At 71.0% G+C, this 17,975-nt stretch carries 14 protein-coding genes; all 14 read left to right on the top strand.

Translation table 11 applies throughout. From position 1 onward, the window contains the following. The first annotated feature begins 3 nt into the window (after positions 1–3). Positions 4–1,929 carry an asparagine synthase (glutamine-hydrolyzing) gene (gene asnB / locus O3W51_RS15120; protein WP_138352492.1) on the top strand — a complete coding sequence of 642 codons (1,926 nt, stop codon included), beginning with the start codon at positions 4–6 and terminating at the stop codon, positions 1,927–1,929. A gap of 25 nt (positions 1,930–1,954) precedes the next feature. Beyond that, positions 1,955–4,135: a bi-domain-containing oxidoreductase gene (locus tag O3W51_RS15115; protein WP_138352493.1), complete on the top strand. Its 2,181-nt coding sequence runs from the start codon at positions 1,955–1,957 to the stop codon at positions 4,133–4,135. Continuing rightward, positions 4,132–6,114 (top strand): heparinase II/III family protein, encoded by a 1,983-nt coding sequence (locus O3W51_RS15110; RefSeq protein ID WP_198357628.1) that lies wholly within the window; start codon positions 4,132–4,134, stop codon positions 6,112–6,114. The genes O3W51_RS15115 and O3W51_RS15110 overlap by 4 nt, the downstream gene beginning before the upstream one ends. Continuing rightward, entirely contained in the window at positions 6,108–7,640 is a 1,533-nt protein-coding gene (locus O3W51_RS15105) for a right-handed parallel beta-helix repeat-containing protein (protein ID WP_138352495.1), read from the top strand. Before O3W51_RS15110 ends, O3W51_RS15105 begins: the two co-directional genes overlap by 7 nt. A gap of 1 nt (position 7,641) precedes the next feature. Next, positions 7,642–8,883: an O-antigen ligase domain-containing protein gene (locus tag O3W51_RS15100; RefSeq protein ID WP_138352496.1), complete on the top strand. Its 1,242-nt coding sequence runs from the start codon at positions 7,642–7,644 to the stop codon at positions 8,881–8,883. A 2-nt stretch (positions 8,884–8,885) separates the two neighbouring features. Further along, complete coding sequence (locus O3W51_RS15095; RefSeq protein WP_138352497.1) at positions 8,886–10,127, top strand: glycosyltransferase; 1,242 nt, start codon at positions 8,886–8,888, stop codon at positions 10,125–10,127. Then, complete coding sequence (locus O3W51_RS15090) at positions 10,124–11,368, top strand: class I SAM-dependent methyltransferase (RefSeq protein ID WP_138352498.1); 1,245 nt, start codon at positions 10,124–10,126, stop codon at positions 11,366–11,368. Before O3W51_RS15095 ends, O3W51_RS15090 begins: the two co-directional genes overlap by 4 nt. Then, positions 11,365–12,192 (top strand): glucose-1-phosphate cytidylyltransferase, encoded by an 828-nt coding sequence (locus O3W51_RS15085; RefSeq protein ID WP_138352499.1) that lies wholly within the window; start codon positions 11,365–11,367, stop codon positions 12,190–12,192. The genes O3W51_RS15090 and O3W51_RS15085 overlap by 4 nt, the downstream gene beginning before the upstream one ends. After that, positions 12,189–12,836, top strand: coding sequence for a PIG-L deacetylase family protein (locus O3W51_RS15080; RefSeq protein ID WP_138352500.1), 648 nt, complete (start codon positions 12,189–12,191; stop codon positions 12,834–12,836). The genes O3W51_RS15085 and O3W51_RS15080 overlap by 4 nt, the downstream gene beginning before the upstream one ends. Before the next feature lie 3 nt (positions 12,837–12,839). Beyond that, positions 12,840–13,865: an NAD-dependent epimerase/dehydratase family protein gene (locus tag O3W51_RS15075; protein ID WP_138352501.1), complete on the top strand. Its 1,026-nt coding sequence runs from the start codon at positions 12,840–12,842 to the stop codon at positions 13,863–13,865. Further along, positions 13,853–15,136 (top strand): DUF4910 domain-containing protein, encoded by a 1,284-nt coding sequence (locus O3W51_RS15070; protein ID WP_138352502.1) that lies wholly within the window; start codon positions 13,853–13,855, stop codon positions 15,134–15,136. The genes O3W51_RS15075 and O3W51_RS15070 overlap by 13 nt, the downstream gene beginning before the upstream one ends. Positions 15,137–15,141: 5 nt before the next feature. Then, positions 15,142–16,449 (top strand): hypothetical protein, encoded by a 1,308-nt coding sequence (locus tag O3W51_RS15065; protein WP_138352580.1) that lies wholly within the window; start codon positions 15,142–15,144, stop codon positions 16,447–16,449. Further along, positions 16,446–17,393, top strand: coding sequence for a glycosyltransferase family 2 protein (locus O3W51_RS15060; RefSeq protein WP_138352503.1), 948 nt, complete (start codon positions 16,446–16,448; stop codon positions 17,391–17,393). Before O3W51_RS15065 ends, O3W51_RS15060 begins: the two co-directional genes overlap by 4 nt. Continuing rightward, the coding region (locus O3W51_RS15055; protein WP_269286136.1) for a polysaccharide pyruvyl transferase family protein at positions 17,390–17,975 on the top strand (586 nt) is incomplete at its 3' end. The genes O3W51_RS15060 and O3W51_RS15055, both read left to right, overlap by 4 nt.

Here is a 17,975-nt window from a genome sequence, read left to right as displayed (position 1 = left end):
TACATGTGCGGCATAGCAGGCACGTACCGATGGCCGGACGGGAAGGTCGTGACCGACCGGCTCACCGATACCCTCGCCCACCGCGGTCCTGACGGGGCGGGCCGGTACGGCCACCCCGTCGGTGACGGCGAAGTGCACCTGGGGCACCGCCGGCTGGCCATCATCGACCTGTCCGAGACCGGCGCCCAGCCGATGGTCTCGGACGGCCTCGTCCTGACGTACAACGGCGAGCTGTACAACGCGCCCGAGCTGCGCGGCGAACTGGCAGCCGCGGGGGTGCGCTTCCGCGGTACCTCCGACACCGAGGTGCTGCTGGAGGCCTGGCGGCGCTGGGGCACGGACTGCCTGCCCCGGCTGCGCGGCATGTTCGCGTTCGGGATCTTCGACGAGCGAACCGGTGACCTCGTGCTCGCCCGCGACCAACTCGGCATCAAGCCGCTGTTCCTGCTCCGGCGCGGTGCGGGCCTGGTGTTCGCCTCCGAGCTCAAGGCGCTCGCCGCCGCCACCGGCGGGTCGCTGCAGGTGGACGATGCGGCGCTGGTGGCCTCGCTGCTGTACTACTGGGTGCCGGACTCACGCTGCGCGTTCCGCGAAGCGGAGAAGCTGCCGCCGGGGAGCTGGCTGCGGTGCCGGCCCGACGGCCGGGTGGAGCGCGGCCAGTACTGGAACCTGCGGGACGTCGCCGCCGAGGGCCAGGAGCGGGCCCGCAGCGGCGAGCGGCCGGATATCGCTGCCATCGTCGAGGAGTCGACTCGACGCCACCTGCTCTCCGACGTACCCGTGGCGACCTTCCTCTCCGGCGGTCTCGACTCCAGCTACCTCACCGCCCTGGCGGCCCGCGACCAACCCGGGATCTCCGCCTACACGATCGGGTTCCGCGCCGAGGACGCCAAGTTCGAGGCGATGCCGGACGACCTTCGCTATGCCCGGCAGGTGGCCGAGCGGTTCGGCGTCGACCTGCACGAGATCGAGATCGCTCCGAACGTGCTGGACCTGCTGCCGCAGATGACGTACCACCTGGACGAGCCGATCGGCGACCCCGCCGCGATCAACACGTTCCTGATCTGCGAGGCCGCCCGGGAGGCCGGGGTCAAGGTGATGCTCTCAGGGATGGGTGCCGACGAGCTGTTCGCCGGGTACCGCAAGCACCTGGCCAACCTGCTCGCGCTGCGCTACCAGCGCGTCCCGCGGCCCCTGCGGCGCGGCCTGTCCAGGGCCGTGGACCGGCTGCCGGTCGCCACGGCCCGCCGGGGGTACCGGTCGGTGCGCTTCGCGAAGCGGTTCCTCTCCTTCGCCGATCTGCCGGAGGAGACCGCGTTCCGGCGCAGCTACACCATGTACGACCAGGACGAACTGCTCGCCCTGGTCAATCCGGACCTGGCCGGGACGGTCGATGACGTGCTGACCGAGCACGCGGACATCTACCAGGACAACGAACTCGACGACTTCGTCAATCGCATGTGCCTGGGCGACGCCCGGATGTTCCTGCCGGGCCTGAACCTCGCCTACACGGACCGCTCCAGCATGGCCGCGTCGACCGAGGTGCGGGTGCCGTACGTGGACGTCGAGGTGGTCAAGGCGGCGTTCGCCGTGCCCGGCGATCGCAAGATCGTCGGCCGGCAGGGCAAGGCCGTCCTCAAGGAGGCGGCCACCTCGATCCTGCCCCGGGAGATCGCATACCGGCCCAAGGGCCTGTTCAGCGCCCCGCTGCGGGCCTGGATGAGCCGGGATCTGGCACCGCTGGTGCGCGAGGTGGTGAACGACGGCGTGCTCGTCAATTCCGGGATCCTGCGCCGCGACGCGCTGGCGCGGATGGTCGCCGAGGACGCCGCCGGGCAGCGGGACTTCTCCAAGCATCTGTGGCATGTGCTGACCCTCGAGTACTGGTATCGCGGCGCGACCTCCGGCTCCGGCCGGACCCACCCCTGACGGCGTAGAAACAAAAGGAGTTCGGGTGAAGCAGGTTGTGCAGAACTACAAGAGCGGCGAGTTGGCGCTGCTCGACGTACCGGTGCCGGGGTGCAAGCCGGGCGGTGTGCTGGTCCGCAGCGCGTACTCGCTGATATCCACCGGGACCGAGCTGATGAAGGTGTCCGAGGCCGGCCTGTCGATGGTGGGCAAGGCCCGCTCCCGTCCCGACCAGGTGGCCAAGGTGATGCAGAGCGTGGCCACCAACGGGGTGCCGGCCACCTACCGCAAGGTGATGGGCAAGCTGGACTCCTACACACCGTTGGGCTACTCGCTGTGCGGGGTGGTCGAGGAGGTCGGCACCGGGATCGACGATGTGAAGGTCGGCGACCTCGTGGCCTGCGCAGGCAATGAACACGCGCTGCACGCCGAGCTGAACTGGGTGCCGAAGAACCTCTACGCCCGGGTGCCGGACGGCCTCTCGCCACGGCACGCGGCCTTCGGCACGGTCGGGTCTATCGCGATGCAGGGCGTCCGCCGCGGCGAGCCACAGCTCGGCGACGTGGCGCTGGTCATCGGCCTCGGGCTGATCGGGCAGTTGGTGGTGCAGTTGCTCACCGCCTCGGGAGTCCGCGTCGTCGGCGTCGACCCCGACCCGGTGCGCTGCGAGCTCGCCGAGCGCCTGGGCGCCGCGGCCTGCGGCGATCCCTCGTCCGCGGCCGTGGAAGCCGCCGTTGTCGAGCTCACCGACGGGCACGGCGTGGACCAGGTGTACCTGGCCGCCGGCGGCGGTACCAACCAACCCGTCGAGTTGGCCGCCCGGTTGAGCCGGGACCGCGGCCGGGTCGTCGACATCGGCAAGTGCCGCCTTGACCTTCCGTGGAACGCGTACTACGAGAAAGAGCTCGACGTCCGGTTCTCCCGCAGTTACGGCCCCGGGCGCTACGACCCGGAGTACGAGCTGGAGGGGCGCGACTACCCGATCGGCTACGTGCGCTGGACCGAGCGCCGCAACCTGGCGTCCTTCCTCGATCTCCTCGCCCGCGGCCGCGTCGACGTGGAGCCCCTGGTCTCCCACATCTCCGACTTCGATGACGCCGTCGAGACGTACCAGCGCCTGAAGGACGGCGACCTGAAGGCCGTGGCCGTGCTGTTCCGGTACCCCGAACAGAAGGAGGAAGCGCAGGCCCCGGCGGTGACCGTGCCCGCGGTGCGACGCAGCGACAAGGCGCCCACCACGGCCGGGTCACCCAAGGCGCAGGTGCGCCTTGCGTTCGTCGGCGCGGGAAACTACGCGACGTCGATGCTGCTGCCGCACCTGGCACAGCGCGACGGCGTCGAGTTGTCCACGGTCGTCACCACGACGGCGCTGTCCGCGGCCAACGCGCAGCGGAAGTTCGGCTTCGCCGAGGCGACCACCGATCTCGACGCCGTGCTCGGCGACCCGTCCATCGACGCGGTCTTCGTGGTCACCCGGCACAGCTCGCACGCCGAACTGACGCGAAGGGCACTGCTGGCAGGCAAGGCGGTGTTCGTCGAGAAGCCCCTGGCCCTCACCGAGGACGAGCTGGCAGGCGTGCTCGCGGCGGTGGAGGAGTCCGGCAACGACCGGCTGCAGGTGGGCTTCAACCGCCGGTTCGCGCCGCTGCTGCAGGAGGCCAGCAATCGGTTCGGCGCCAGGACCGGTCCTGCGAGCCTCCGCTACCTGGTCAACGCAGGTCGGCTGCAGCACGGCAGCTGGTACCTCCAACAGGGCGCCGAGGGCTCGCGGTTCGCCGGTGAGGGCGGGCACTTCATCGACACGGCGAGCTGGCTGCTCGCGGCCGACCCGGTCTCGGTGTACGCGGTCGCCACGTCCGGTAACGAGGACCTGCAGGTCGTGCTGCGCTACCCGGACGGGTCCACCGCCACCATCAGCTACATCACCACCGGCCCGCCCGGCTTCCCCAAGGAGACGCTGGACCTGATCGCGGACGGCAAGGTGCTGCGGCTCGACGACTTCGTCCGTGCCTCGGTATACGGCCGTAAGCGGTGGGTCAGTTCGCGGCTGCCCAAGGCCCGGGACAAGGGCCAGTCCGCCGAGCTGGCCGCGTTCATCAAGGCCGTGCGGACCGGCGGGCCGATGCCGGTGCCGCTGGAGTCGCTGGTCGCCACCACGGCGGCCACCCTCGCCGTGCGGGCCAGCCTGGTCGGCGGCGCGCCGGTGACGTTGGCGAGGGCCCGATGACCATGAGCGCGGGCTGGTACCTGCGGCGGTTGTCCCGGATGGGACCGCGAGAGGTCGGCGGCCGGGCGGGCGACGCGGTGCGCAGGCGGCGGTGGCGGTCGGCGCTGCCGGACTGCCCGAGCGTGACCGGCGCCCGGTTCACCGCGGTACTGCCCGCCGGGACGATCGCCGCAGTGCCACCGGACGCCGCGAAACGTCTCATCGCCGAGGCGGACCGGCTGATGGACGGGCACGCCGAGTACTTCGGGGTGGACCGCGACGACCTGGCCGACCCGGACTGGTCGTACGACCCGAAGACCGGGCGACGGGCTCCGTCCGGTTACGCCTTCGACGTGCCGTACCGGAACGAGGACGCGGTCGGGGACATCAAGCAGATCTGGGAGCTGTCCCGGCACCAGTACCTCACCGTGCTCGCCGCCGCCTACGCGATCACCGGGAACGAGCGGTACGCCGAGCGAGTGGCCGAGCACCTGCGGTCCTGGTGGACGGCCAACCCACCGCTGCGTGGCGTGCACTGGATCAGCGGCATCGAGCTGGGGATCCGGCTGTTGTCCTGGGTGTGGATCCGCCGGCTGCTCGACGGCTGGCCGGGCGCGGCCGGTCTTTTCGAGCGCAACCCGGTTGCGCTGAACCAGATCTGGCACCACCAGCGCTGGCTGGCCGCCTTCCCCAGTCGGGGGTCCTCGGCGAACAACCACGTCATCGCCGAGACCGCCGGGCAGTTCGCCGGGGCCTGCGCATTCGGGTGGTTCCCCTCATCGGCGCGCTGGCGAGCCGACGCGCTGCGGTCGCTGGAGCGGCAGCTGCGAAGCAACACCTTCCCCTCCGGCCTCAACCGCGAGTTGGCCACCGAGTATCACGGACTCGTCCTTGAACTCGGCATGGCCGCGGTGGCCGAGGCGGATGCCGCCGACGTGCCCGTCCCCGCGTCGATCCGGCTGGTGCTGCTGCGGATGACCGACGCGCTCGCGGCCGTCGTGGACGGCCGGCTGCGGCCGCCGCGCCAGGGGGACGCGGACGACGGGTACGGTCTGGTCGTGGACGGCGCGGGCACCGACCGCTGGGCCTCGCTCCTTGCCACCGGGGACGCCGTGTTCGGCCGACTCGACTGGTGGCCGACGGTGTCCGACACCGATGTGCGCACCCAGCTCCTTGCCGCGCTCATCCGGCCGTACGCGGAAATGGGAACCACACCGGCCGTGACCCGCCCGCCAAGCCGACCGGCCCACTTCGCCGACGCGGGGCTCACCATCCTGCGCGGTCCGGAGGAGATCTGGTGCCGCTGCGACGGCGGTCCGCACGGGTTCCTGTCCATCGCCGCGCATGGCCACGCGGACGCGCTGTCCGTGGAGGTCCGGCACGACGGGGTTGACGTGCTCGCCGACCCGGGGACGTACTGCTACCACGGACAGCCCCAGTGGCGGCAGTACTTCCGGTCGACCCTCGGCCACAACACCCTGCAACTGGACGACGGTGACCAGTCCGTCTCCGGCGGGCCGTTCCTGTGGACCCGGCATGCCCGCAGCCGCGTCCTGGTCGCGGACACATCCAGCGAAGGTGTGGCCCGCTGGAGCGCCGAGCACGACGGTTACCAGCGCTCCGTGCACCGCCGCCGGGTGGAACTGACCGCCGCAACCATGGAGTTGCGGGTGGTTGACGAGGTGCGCGGCCCGCGCCGGGCCGTGCGCCTGGCGTTCCACCTCGGCCCGGCGATCGCCGCGGACCTGGTGGGGAACCGGGCCGTGCTCACCTGGAACCGGGACGGCGAGGACCGCTCCGCGGTGCTCGACCTGTCCGGGCAGCTGAGTTGGCGGGCGCATCGCGGCGAGAGCGACCCGCCGCTGGGCTGGTACTCCACCGGCTTCGGGCGCAAGGAACCCAGCACCACGCTGGTCGGCACCGGCTTCACCGACGGCCCCGCGCTGTTGGGGGAGTTCACCACCGTACTCACGTTCCGCGGGAGGGAGAACGCGTGGTGATCAAGAGGCGGCACCGGGCGCTGTCGACGGCACCGCTGGTACTGGTCCTGCTGGCGGCGACGGGCTGTGAGAGCACGCCGGGCGCGCGGCCGGAGCCGGCCGCCGCGCCATCCACGTCCGTGGCCCAACCCGTGACCCAGGTGTGCGCCAAGCCCCCGGCCGGGCCGGCGGAGGCGCCGGCGGGCGCGGTCGCGGTCGACCCCGCAGTGGTCGGTGACCTGGCTGCGAAGACCAAGAGCAGCCCCCCGAACACCACGTTCTGGCTTCGGCCGGGGACGCACAAGCTCGACCCGGACCGCTACGCCCAGGTCGTCCCCAAGCAGGGGAACCGCTACCTCGGTGCGCCGGGCGCGGTGCTCGACGGCCGCAAGACCAACCAGTACGCGTTCAGCGGTACCGCCGGCAACGTCACCGTTCAATACCTGACCGTGCAGAATTTCGTCGCGCCGCCGGATGAGGGCGTGGTCAACCACGACTCGGCCGACGGATGGCTGATCGAGCACTCGACCATCCAGTACAACTCCGGCGCCGGGCTGATGGCCGGTGCCCGCCAGCAGGTCCGCGCCAACTGCCTGCGCAACAACGGGCAGTACGGAATGAACGCGTACAAGTCCGGTGGCTCCATCAGCGGCCTGGTGGTCGAGGGCAACGAGATCGTCGGCAACAACACCGGCGACTGGGAGCGGCGGAAGGAAGGCTGCGGCTGCACCGGAGGCATCAAGTTCTGGGCCGTCAACGGCGCCGACATACGCGGCAACTGGGTGCACGACAACCGCGGACCCGGGTTGTGGGCGGACACCAACAACAACGACTTCCGCATCGAGGACAACGTGCTGGAGGCCAACGACGGTGCCGCGCTGATCTACGAGACCAGCTACAACGCGGTCATCCGGAAGAACACGATCCGGCGGAACAACTGGGTCGAGGGCCGCAAGTACGCCGACCGCGGCGACACCTTCCCGTTCGCGACCGTCTACGTGTCCGAGTCCGGCGGCGAACCACGGATCCGAGCCCGTACGGACAAGATCGAGATCTACCGGAACGTGCTGGAGAACAACTGGTCCGGGATCACCCTGTGGGAAAACGCTGACCGGTTCTGCAACAGCCCGGCCAACACCTCGTCCGGTGACTGCACGTTGCTGGTGAAGAAGACCGACCTCTGCGCACGGCCGGCGATCGCCACCGCACCGCTCTACGCCGACTGCCGGTGGAAGACCCAGCGGGTGGACATCCACGAGAACCGCTTCGTGCTGGACACGTCCGTCGTCCAGTGCACGGTGAAGTGCGACCGCATGGCGGTCCTCGCCAACTACGGCACCTATCCGGACTGGTCGCCGTACCAGGGCGAACGGGTCGCCGAGGCGATCACCGGCAAGCAGAACAACCGCTGGCACGACAACGTCTACATCGGACCGTGGAAGTTCGTCGCCCACGACCCGAGCCGGGTGCTCGACTTCGGGCAGTGGCAGGGCACGCCGTACCAGCAGGACACGGGCAGCACCCTCCGCGCACAGGGCGGTGGTTGAGATGAGCCCGGACCACACAGAGCACACGTCGAAGATCGTCGGGACGGTCTGGGGGCTGCTGATCCTCAACACGCTCGGCTCCACCGGAGCGAAGACCATCATCCCGCTGCCCCGCTCCCTCATCCAGATGGTCACCATGGGCGCGCTGGTCGCCGCGTTCGCGCTGGCGCTCGCAGGTAATCTCCAGCTGCGCATCCGGCCCAGCGCCTTCGTGTTCCTGCTCACCCTGCTCCTTGTGCCGAGCATGATCTCCAGCGCGAGCCTGGAGTCCGGGTCGGGTGCGCTGTTCCGCTGCGCCCGGCTTGCTCTGTTCATCGGCACGCTGTGGCTGCTCAGCCGCTGGTGGGACGGCGGCCTGACGTTCGTACGGCACCACATCCGGATCTACTTCGCGGTGCTCGGGTCGGTGGCCGTCGGCCTGGTCGCCTCACCGGGAGCGGCCATGCCCGGGCTCTACGGCGGGCGGCTTGTCGGCGCGTTGTGGCCGCTCACCCCGCCGCAGATCGGACAGTACGCCGCAGTGATCATCGGGCTCACCGTGCTGCTCGTACTGGGGCACCGGATCGACAGGGGCAGCGCGGCGGTAGTCATCGTGCCGTCACTCATCCTGCTCGCGCTGACCCATACCCGGACGGCCACGCTCGGCCTGCTCATCGGGCTGGTGCTGGCGATCGGCTCGCTCGTCCTGACCAGCGCCGCCGCCCGCCGGTTCTTCGGCTGGACGGTGGTGATCGCCACGGTGACCGCGGTGGGGTTCAGCTCCGCGCTGCAGGCGTGGTTCCTGCGCGGACAGGACAAGGAGAACTTCTCCAACCTCACCGGTCGGGCCAAGGTCTGGGACGCCCTGCTGGCAGCCCCCCGGACGAGCTCGGAGCAGTGGTTCGGCATGGGCCTGGGCGACAAGTCGTTCGGCGGCCTGCCGATCGACAACAGCTGGCTGGCCGTTTACAACGAGCAGGGTCTGACCGGCGTCACCCTGGTAGCGGCGATCATCATCGTGCTCGGCGGCGTCGCGTTGCTGCGGCCACCGTCGCTGTCGAGGGCCTGCGCGATCTTCCTGATCAGCTACTGCGCGATCGCGTCGTACACCGAGGCCGGGCTTGGCGACGCCTCGCCGTATCTGCTGCATCTGGCCGTGGCCGCCTCGCTGCTTGCGGCACCTGCCGCGGTCACTCCCCGCTCCACGCCCCAAGTCCCTCGACGGCACATACCGCGATGGGCCCAGAGATCGGAGGTGATCTGAGCATGCATGTCCTCGTGTTGCACAACCGCTACGCCTCGGCGCAGCCGAGCGGGGAGAACAAGGTCGTCGACCAGGAGGTGGCTCTGCTGCGCGAGGCCGGCCACCGGGTCGAGGTGTTCGAGCGGCGCAGCGACGACATCGCCACCCTGTCCCTGCTCGCCAAGGTCGCGCTGCCGCTGCTCGTGCCGTGGAACCCGGCGGTCCGCTCGGAGCTCGCCGCCCGGCTTCGCACCTCACGCCCTGACGTGGTGCACGTCCACAACGTCTTCCCGCTCCTGTCGCCCGCGGTGCTTGCCGCCTGCGCCGACGCCGGTGTGCCCGTCGTCGCCACGCTGCACAACTACACCCAGGTCTGCCCGCCCGGCACGCTGCAGCGGGACGGCCGGCCGTGCACCGAGTGCGTCGGGTCGGCGCCGCTGCCCGCCGTACGGCACGGCTGCTACCGGAACTCCCGGCTTGCGACGGTGCCGCTCGCGGTCAGCCTCTCGGTCAACCGGCGGCGGTGGTGGTCCGGCGTGGAGCGGTTCTTCTGCATCTCCGCTGCGCAGCGCGATGTCCTGGTGCGGGCCGGCATGCCGGCCGAACGGCTGGCGGTGAAGCACAACTTCGTGCCGGACCCGGACGCCCGCCGAGCGGGCGACGGCGAGCATCTGCTCTATCTCGGGCGGCTCGCGGAGGCCAAGGGCGTGCGGTTGCTCATGGCTGCGTGGGACGAGATCGCCGCCGGCGGCGGTGTGGGCGTGCCGCTCGTGGTCGCCGGCACGGGGCCGCTGGAGCCAGAGGTGACCGCCTGGGCGGCGGGCCGGGACGACGTGCGGTACGTCGGCCTGTATGACGCGGAGGAGTGCCGGCAGGCCATCGCGCGTTCGGTCGCCGTGGTGGCTCCCTCGACGTGGTTGGAAGCGTTCGGCCTGGTGGTCGTGGAGGCGATGGCGGCCGGGGTCCCGGCCGTCGCCGCCGGTCACGGCGCCTTCGTCGAACTCGTCGAGGACGGGGTGACCGGGCTGCTGCACCGGCCGGGCGAGCCCGCCTCGCTCGCGTCCTGCATACGCCGGATCGCGGCCGAGCCGGCCCGCAACCAGGAGATGGGCCAGGCGGCCCGGCGCCGTTACGAGCAGGGCTTCAGCCCGGCCGTCGGCCTGGAGCGCCTGGTGGAGGGGTACCGCACCGCGATCGCGGTGCGGTCCGGCGGCGGGGACAGCGCGCCGCCGATAGGGATGGAATCAATGGGGGGCAGTAAATGACACGTTGCCGACTGTGCGGCTCGGCGTCGCTGGCGAGCGTCGTCGATCTGGGGGCGACCCCGCCGTGCGAGAGCTTTCTCGCCGCGGACCAACTGGACCTGCCGGAGCCCGCGTACCCGCTGCATTTGCGGGTCTGCACCGACTGCTGGCTCGCGCAGATCCCTCCGCTGATCACGCCGGAGGAGACGTTCAAGGAGTACGCGTACTTCTCCTCGTACTCGACCTCCTGGGTTGAGCACGCGCGCACGTTCGTCGCGGATGCCGTGCAGCGGGTGGGTATCGGGTCCTCGGAAGAGGAAGCCTTCGTGGTCGAGGTCGCGAGCAACGACGGGTACCTGCTGCGGCATGTGGTGGACCGGGGGATCCGCTGCCTCGGCATCGAGCCGTCGGTCAACGTCGGGGCTGCGGCGCGGGACGCGGGTGTGCCCACGCTCACGGAGTTCCTGAGCCCGGACACCGGCGCCGCCGTCCGCGCCGAACACGGTCCGGCGGACCTGGTCGTGGCCAACAACGTGTACGCGCACATACCCGACGTGGTCGGGTTCACCCAGGGGCTGCGCGCCCTGGTCGCCGACGACGGCTGGGTCTCCATCGAGGTGCAGCACCTGTTGACCCTGATCGAGGACAACCAGTACGACACGATCTACCACGAGCACTTCCAGTACTACACGGTCGCGTCCGCGATCCGGGCCCTTGCGAGTGGCGGACTCGCGCTCGTGGACGTCGAGTTGCTGCCCACGCACGGCGGCTCCATCCGGCTGTGGGCCCGGCCCATCGAGGTGGCCGGCGAGCCGACACAGCAGGTGGCCGATGTACTGGACCGGGAGAAGGCCGCCGGGCTTCAGGAGCTGTCCGGGTACGCCGAGTTCTCCGCCCGGGTGGCCAAGGTGCGCCGGGACCTTCTGCGGTTCCTCATCGAGGCGGCCGAGCGCGGCGAGACGGTCGTCGGCTACGGCGCCCCGGGCAAGGGCAACACCCTGCTCAACCACTGCGGCATCCGGCCCGACCTGCTCGCGTACACGGTCGACCGCAACCCCTACAAGCACGGCAGGTTCACCCCGGGCACCCGCATCCCGATCCTGCCGCCCGAGCAGATAGCCGCCGACAGACCGGACTACGTCCTCGTCCTCCCGTGGAACCTGCGGGCCGAGCTGGTCGAGCAGCTCTCCTTCGTGCACGACTGGGGCGGCCGGCTGGTCTTTCCCATCCCGGAACTGAGCATTGTCGAGGCCAAGTCATGAAGGTCGTGCTGTTCTGTGGCGGTTACGGGATGCGCATGCGCAACGGAACCTCCGACGACGTCCCCAAGCCGATGGCGATGGTCGGACCGCGACCGCTGATCTGGCACGTCATGCGCTACTACGCGCACTTCGGGCACACGGAGTTCATTCTGTGCCTCGGGTACGGGGCGCACCACATCAAGGACTTCTTCCTCAACTACGAGGAGACGACGTCCAACGACTTCGTGCTGCGGGGCGGGCGGACCGAGCTGCTGTCCACCGACATCTCGGACTGGACGATCACGTTCGCGCAGACCGGCATCGAGTCGCCGATCGGGGAGCGGCTGCGCCGGGTGCGGCGCCACCTGGACGGCGACGAGATGTTCCTCGCCAACTACGCCGACGTGCTCACCGACGCCCCGCTGCCGGAGATGATCGACCAGTTCGCCCGGCGCGACGCCGGTGCGTCGATGATGGTGGTGCCGCCGCAGTCCTCGTTCCACTGCGTGGAACTGGGCGAGGACGGCCTGGTGGGGGGCATCACCGCGGTGAGCGACATGCCGCTGTGGGAGAACGGTGGCTACTTCGTACTCCGCCAGGAGGTCTTCGACCACATACCGGAGAACGGGGACCTGGTCGCCGACGGATGTGGACAACTGGCCAAGCGCGGACGGTTGGTGGCGCATCAGCACCGCGGCTTCTGGAAGCCGACCGACACCGTGAAGGAGCGGGCCGCGCTCGACGACGCCTACACCCGGGGCGACCGCCCGTGGGCCGTGTGGGAACGGGACGGCGCCGGGGCGAGCACGACCGGCAGCAGGCACGGCGCCGGAGCGAAGGCGTGATCCGGCTCGGGGCCGGGCGCCTGGACCGGATCGCCGCGGTGGGCGCGCACTGCGACGACATCGCCATCGGCGCCGGCGGCACGCTGCTGACGCTGTGCCTCGCGCGGCCGGGTATCCGCGTCGACGCGCTGGTGCTCTCCGGCGGTGGCGGCGCGCGGGAGCAGGAGGAGCGGGCCGCGCTCGCCGCCTTCTGCCCGGGCGCCGATCTGCGGCTGACGGTGCTCAAGCTGCCGGACGGCCGAATGCCCGTGCACTGGGACGAGGCCAAGGCCGCGGTCGAGGAGCTGCGCGCGGGGACCGAGCCGGATCTGGTGCTCGCGCCGCGTACCGATGACGCGCACCAGGATCACCGCGGCCTGGCGAAGCTGATACCCACCGCATTCCGCGACCACCTCGTGCTCGGCTACGAGATCGTCAAATGGGACGGCGATCTCGGCCGTCCGTCGGCGTACCAGCCGCTGTCGCCGGAGACCGCCGAACAGAAGGTGCGGCTGTTGCAGGAGCACTACCCCTCGCAACGGCACCGGCCCTGGTTCGACCGGGAGGCCTTCATCGGTCTTGCGCGGATCCGCGGCATCGAATGCCATGCGCGCTACGCCGAGGCGTTCGCCGTCACCAAACTCACGCTCAATCTGGAGGGATGAACCTTGCGCGTACTACTGACCGGCCACCAGGGCTACCTGGGCACCGTGATGGCCCCGGTCCTCAGCGCCGCCGGACACGAGGTCGTCGGGCTTGACGCCGGTCTGTTCGCGGACTGCGTGCTCGGCCCGCCGCCCGCGGACCCGCCGGGGCACCGGGTGGACCTGCGCGACGTCACGGCCGACCACGTGGCCGGGGTGGACGCCGTGATCCACCTGGCCGCGCTCTCCAACGACCCGCTGGGATCGCTGGCGCCGGAACTCACCTACGACATCAACCACCACGCGTCCGTCCGCCTCGCGCGGCTGGCCCGCGACGCCGGAGTGCGACGCTTCCTGTACGCGTCGACCTGCTCGGTCTACGGCGCCTCCGGCGGCGACGACCTGGTCGCCGAGGACGCCCCGCTGCGCCCGGTGACGCCGTACGCGGAGTCGAAGGTGCGGGTGGAGGACGACCTGCACGCGCTGGCGGACGGCGACTTCACCCCGGTGTTCATGCGCAACGCCACCGCCTTCGGCTACTCGCCCCGGCTGCGCGCCGACATCGTGCTGAACAACCTGGTGGGCCACGCGCTCCTGTCCGGCGAGGTGTTGGTGCTCTCCGACGGCACCCCGTGGCGCCCGCTGGTGCACGCCGCCGACATCGCGCGCGCCTTCACGGCCGCGCTGACCGCGCCGCGCGAAGCCGTGCACGACCGGGCCTTCAACATCGGCAGCGAGATCAACAACGTCACGGTCGCCGAGATCGCCGACCAGGTCGCCGAGGCGGTGTCCGGCGCGAAGGTGGTGATCACCGGGGAGAACGGTGCCGATCCGCGGTCGTACCGGGTGGACTTCTCCCGGTTCCGCGCCGCGATACCCGGCTTCGACTGCGAGTGGACGGTGAAGCGGGGTGCACTCGAACTCGCCGCGGCCTACCGGAAGTTCGACCTGACCCGGGAGGACTTCGAGCAGCGTTTCACCCGGCTTGCCGTGCTGCGCGCGGCGTCCGACGCGGGCACCGTCGACGACACCCTGCGGTGGCGCCGATGACCGACACCGCCGAAGAGATGTACACGCTGGTGGAGCGGCTGTACCCGCTGTGCCGGAGCATCACCGGCGACGGTGTGCGCGCCACCCTGGACATCGTCGGGGAGTACATCCCCTTGCAGGTGCATGAGGTGCCGACCGGGACGCAGGTGCTCGACTGGACGGTGCCGCAGGAGTGGAACATCCGGGACGCGTACGTCGCCGACGCCGCCGGCAACCGTGTCGTCGACTTCGCCGCGTCCAGCCTGCACGTGCTCGGCTACAGCGTGCCGGTGTCGGCGACCATGCCGTTGGCCGAGCTGCGCGAACACCTGCACACCCTGCCGGACCAACCGTCCTGGGTGCCGTACCGCACCAGCTACTACAAGCCGGAATGGGGGTTCTGCCTGGCCCAGGAGACCCTGGACGCGCTGCCGGACGGCGATTACGAGGTGCGCATCGACTCCACACTCGCGGACGGCCACCTCACCTACGCCGAGCACGTGGTCCCCGGACAGGTCGCCGACGAGGTCATCGTCTCCTGCCACACCTGTCACCCGTCGCTGGCCAACGACAACCTCGCCGGTATCGCCGTGGCGACGTTCCTGGCCCGCGCGCTGGCGCAGGAGACGCCGTACTACACCTACCGGTTCATCTACGCGCCCGGCACCGTCGGGGCGATCACCTGGCTGGCCCGCAACGCGGAGCGGGTGGAACGGGTCAAGCACGGCCTAGTGCTGGCCTGCGCCGGGGACCCGGGACAGTTGACGTACAAGCAGAGCAGGCGCGGCGACGCGGAGATCGACCGCGTGATGCGGCACGTGCTGGCCGCATCCGAACGCCCGCACCACGTCAACGAGTTCACCCCGTACGGCTACGACGAGCGGCAGTACTGCTCGCCCGGTTTCAACCTGGGCGTGGGCTCGCTCACCCGCACCCCGTACGCCGGCTACCCCGAGTACCACACCTCGGCGGACAACCTGGACTTCGTCTCCCCGGACGCGATGGCGGACACCCTCGCGGTCTGCCGCGAGGCATTCGCCGTCCTCGACCGCAACCGGCGGTACCTCAACCTCAGCCCCTACGGCGAACCACAGCTGGGCCGACGCGGGTTGTACGACGCGCTCGGCGGCCGCAGCGACACCAAGCAGGCCCAGATGGCCATGCTCTGGGTGCTCAACCTCTCCGACGGCGAGCACAGTCTGCTGGACGTCGCCGAGCGGTCCGGGCTTCCGTTCGACACCGTGGCCGCCGCCGCCGACGCCCTGCGCGGCGCCGAACTGATCAAGGCATGAAGCCGATGACCACCGAGGGGGAGAAGACGACGGCACCGGCGGCCCCGGCCGGACCCGCCCGGCAGACCGCCAAGCGGGCCATGGTCGGCCGGCTGTCCTGGGGACTGGCCGACCAGGCGGCCTCCAGCGTGAGCAACTTCGCGGTGGGCATCTACGTGGCCCGCTCGCTGGGGGTGACCGCGTTCGGCGTGTTCAGCCTGGCCTGGGTGACCTACGGTGTGGTGCTCAACGTCTCCCGCGGCCTTGCCACCGACCCTCTGGTGGTGCGCTTCAGCGGCGCGCCGGACACGTCCTGGCGCGGGGCGGTGGCCCGGTCGACGGGTACCGCACTCGGCGTCGGTACGGCCATCGGCGCGGTGTGTCTGGTGGCCGGGCTCGGCCTCGGCGGCCGCCTGGGGCCCGCGTTCGCCGCCCTTGGTGTCATGTTGCCCGGGCTGCTGCTCCAGGACGCCTGGCGGTTCTCGTTCTTCGCCGCCGGCGCCGGGCGGAAGGCGTTCGTCAACGACGTCGTGTGGGGTGTCGCGCTCGTCCCGGCCCTGGTGGTGGCGGCCCGGGTGGGCAGTGTGGCCGCCTTCGTGTTCGCCTGGGGCGCGTCCGCCACGGTGGCGGCGGGGTACGGCTGCATCCAGTCCGGCATCGGGCCCCGGATGACCGAGGCACGCGGGTGGCTTCGCGAGCAGCGTGATCTCGGCTACCGGTACCTGGTCGAGAACGTCAGCCTCAGTGGCGCGAGCCAGTTGCGGGCCTACGGGCTCGGCGCGATCGTCGGGGTCGGCGCGGTGGGCGCGGTGCGGGGCGCCGAGCTCCTGCTCGGCCCGTTCCTGGCAGTGCTCATGGGACTTTCGCTGGTCACCGTCCCGGAGGCGGCACGGGTGCTGCGGCGGGCCCCGCATCAACTGGGCAGATTCTGCCTCCTCCTTGGCGGCGGGCAGGCCGCCGGCGCGCTGATCTGGGGCTCGGCGCTGCTGCTGATGCCTGGCCGGTTCGGCGAGCTGGTGCTCGGCGACGTCTGGCACTCCGCCTCGCAGCTCATCGTGCCCATCACCCTCGGCGTCGCGGGCGCGGGACTCGGCACCGGCGCGGCGGCCGGGCTGCGCGCGTTCGGCGCGGCTCGGCGCAGCCTGCGCTGCCAACTGTTCGCCTCCGCCTGCTATGTCAGCGGCGGACTCGGCGGGGCGGCTGTGGCCGGCACGGTCGGCTCGGCCTGGGGCGTCGCCGCCGCGACCGTCAGCGGCTCGGCCGTGTGGTGGCTGCAACTGCGGTCCGCCCTGCGCGAGCACAACCACCCCCTCCCCGAAGTGAGGACCTCATGACCGCCCAACCCAGGCTGAGCATCGGCCTGCCCGTCTACAATGGCGAGGAGTACCTGGCCGAGTCGCTCGACGCCCTGCTCGGCCAGACCTACGAGGACTTCGAGCTGGTCATCTGCGACAACGCCTCGACCGACGGGACTCAGGACATCTGCCGCAAGTACACCGAGCAGGACTCGCGCATCCGGTACCTCCGGCTGCCGCGGAACATCGGCGCCACGCCGAACCACAACCATGTGCTCGCCGAGTCCCGCGGCGAGCTGTTCAAGTGGGCCTCGCACGACGACCTTTACGCCCGCGACCTGCTGCGGCGCTGCGTCCAGGCGCTGGACGAGCGGCCGGACGTGATCCTCGCGCACACCGGCCAGGCGGTCATCGACGGCGACGGTCAGGTGACAGTCCCGTACGAGTACACGCTCGCCACCGACTCGCCGCACGCGCCGGAGCGCTTCCGCAGCATGCTGTTCGAGCCCGGCGGTGACGACTTCTACGGGGTGATCCGGGCCGACGCGCTGCGCCGGGTGAAGCCGATGGACAGCTACCACCACGCGGACCGCACGTACGTCGCCGAGATCGCCCTGCACGGGCGCTTCCACCAGGTGCCGGAACTCCTGTACTTCCGCCGCGACCACCCCACCCGCGCCGAGCGGGCGAACCCGTCCAAGCGCTCCCGGTGCGTCAATCTCGACCCGCGCCGGGCGGGCCTGCTGCACCCGACGCCCCGGCTGCTCGCCGAGTACGTCTGGGGCTTCGCCTCAGCGATCCGGCGGGCGCCGTTGTCCGCGGCCGACCGGCGCTCGTGCTACCGCCACCTGGCCGCATGGATGACCAGCCGGGTCCGGCCGGGCGCCGGCGAGCGGGTCGAGGACCGCGCTCCGGTCGATCCGGCCCTGCTCACGGTCTCCGTCGACGCCGTCGTCGCCGGCCGTGAGGGGAGGCAGAGATGACGTCCACGGATGAAACTCCGGTGCGTGTCGGCGTGTTCGGCCTGCTCGGATCCGGCAACCTCGGCAACGACGGATCGCTCGAAGCCGTGCTCGGGTACCTCCGCACCGAACACCCGGAGGCGGTCGTGGACGCGCTGTGCGGCGGACCCGAGGCCGTGACGACCCGGTTCGGGATCCCCGCGACGCGGCTGCACTGGTATCGCGGGGAGTACCGGACCGCGTCGCGCGCGGGCGCGGTCGCGGCGAAGGGTCTGGGCAAACTCGTCGACGTCTTCCGCACCGCTGCCTGGGTGCGCCGGCACGACGTGGTGATCGTGCCGGGCATGGGCGTCCTGGAGGCCACGCTGCCGCTGCGGCCGTGGGGCTTCCCGTACTCGCTGTTCCTGCTCTGCGCGAGCGGCCGACTGTTCGGCACCCGGGTCGCGCTGGTCAGCGTCGGCGCCGCGACGATCGGCAACCGGCCGACCCGGCTCCTGGTCCGCTGGTCGGCGCGGCTGGCCGCATACCGGTCGTACCGGGACGCGCAGTCCCGCGACGCGATGCGGGCGATGGGCGTGGACACCGCGCGCGACGAGGTCTACC

This window comes from Streptomyces sp. H39-C1 (genome assembly GCF_027158125.1).
Classification (GTDB): Bacteria; Actinomycetota; Actinomycetes; order Streptomycetales; family Streptomycetaceae; genus Actinacidiphila; species Actinacidiphila fildesensis.
This window is presented reverse-complemented; position numbering and strand designations above follow the sequence as displayed.

Excerpts from the sequence above, each read along its gene's own strand:
- O3W51_RS15095 (WP_138352497.1), top strand. The coding sequence starts at position 8,886 with ATGCATGTCCTCGTGTTGCACAACCGCTACGCCTCGGCGCAGCCGAGC.
- O3W51_RS15065 (WP_138352580.1), top strand. The coding sequence starts at position 15,142 with ATGACCACCGAGGGGGAGAAGACGACGGCACCGGCGGCCCCGGCCGGA.
- O3W51_RS15060 (WP_138352503.1), top strand. The coding sequence starts at position 16,446 with ATGACCGCCCAACCCAGGCTGAGCATCGGCCTGCCCGTCTACAATGGC.
- O3W51_RS15110 (WP_198357628.1), top strand. The coding sequence starts at position 4,132 with ATGACCATGAGCGCGGGCTGGTACCTGCGGCGGTTGTCCCGGATGGGA.
- asnB (WP_138352492.1), top strand. The coding sequence starts at position 4 with ATGTGCGGCATAGCAGGCACGTACCGATGGCCGGACGGGAAGGTCGTG.
- O3W51_RS15100 (WP_138352496.1), top strand. The coding sequence starts at position 7,642 with ATGAGCCCGGACCACACAGAGCACACGTCGAAGATCGTCGGGACGGTC.
- O3W51_RS15090 (WP_138352498.1), top strand. The coding sequence starts at position 10,124 with ATGACACGTTGCCGACTGTGCGGCTCGGCGTCGCTGGCGAGCGTCGTC.
- O3W51_RS15085 (WP_138352499.1), top strand. The coding sequence starts at position 11,365 with ATGAAGGTCGTGCTGTTCTGTGGCGGTTACGGGATGCGCATGCGCAAC.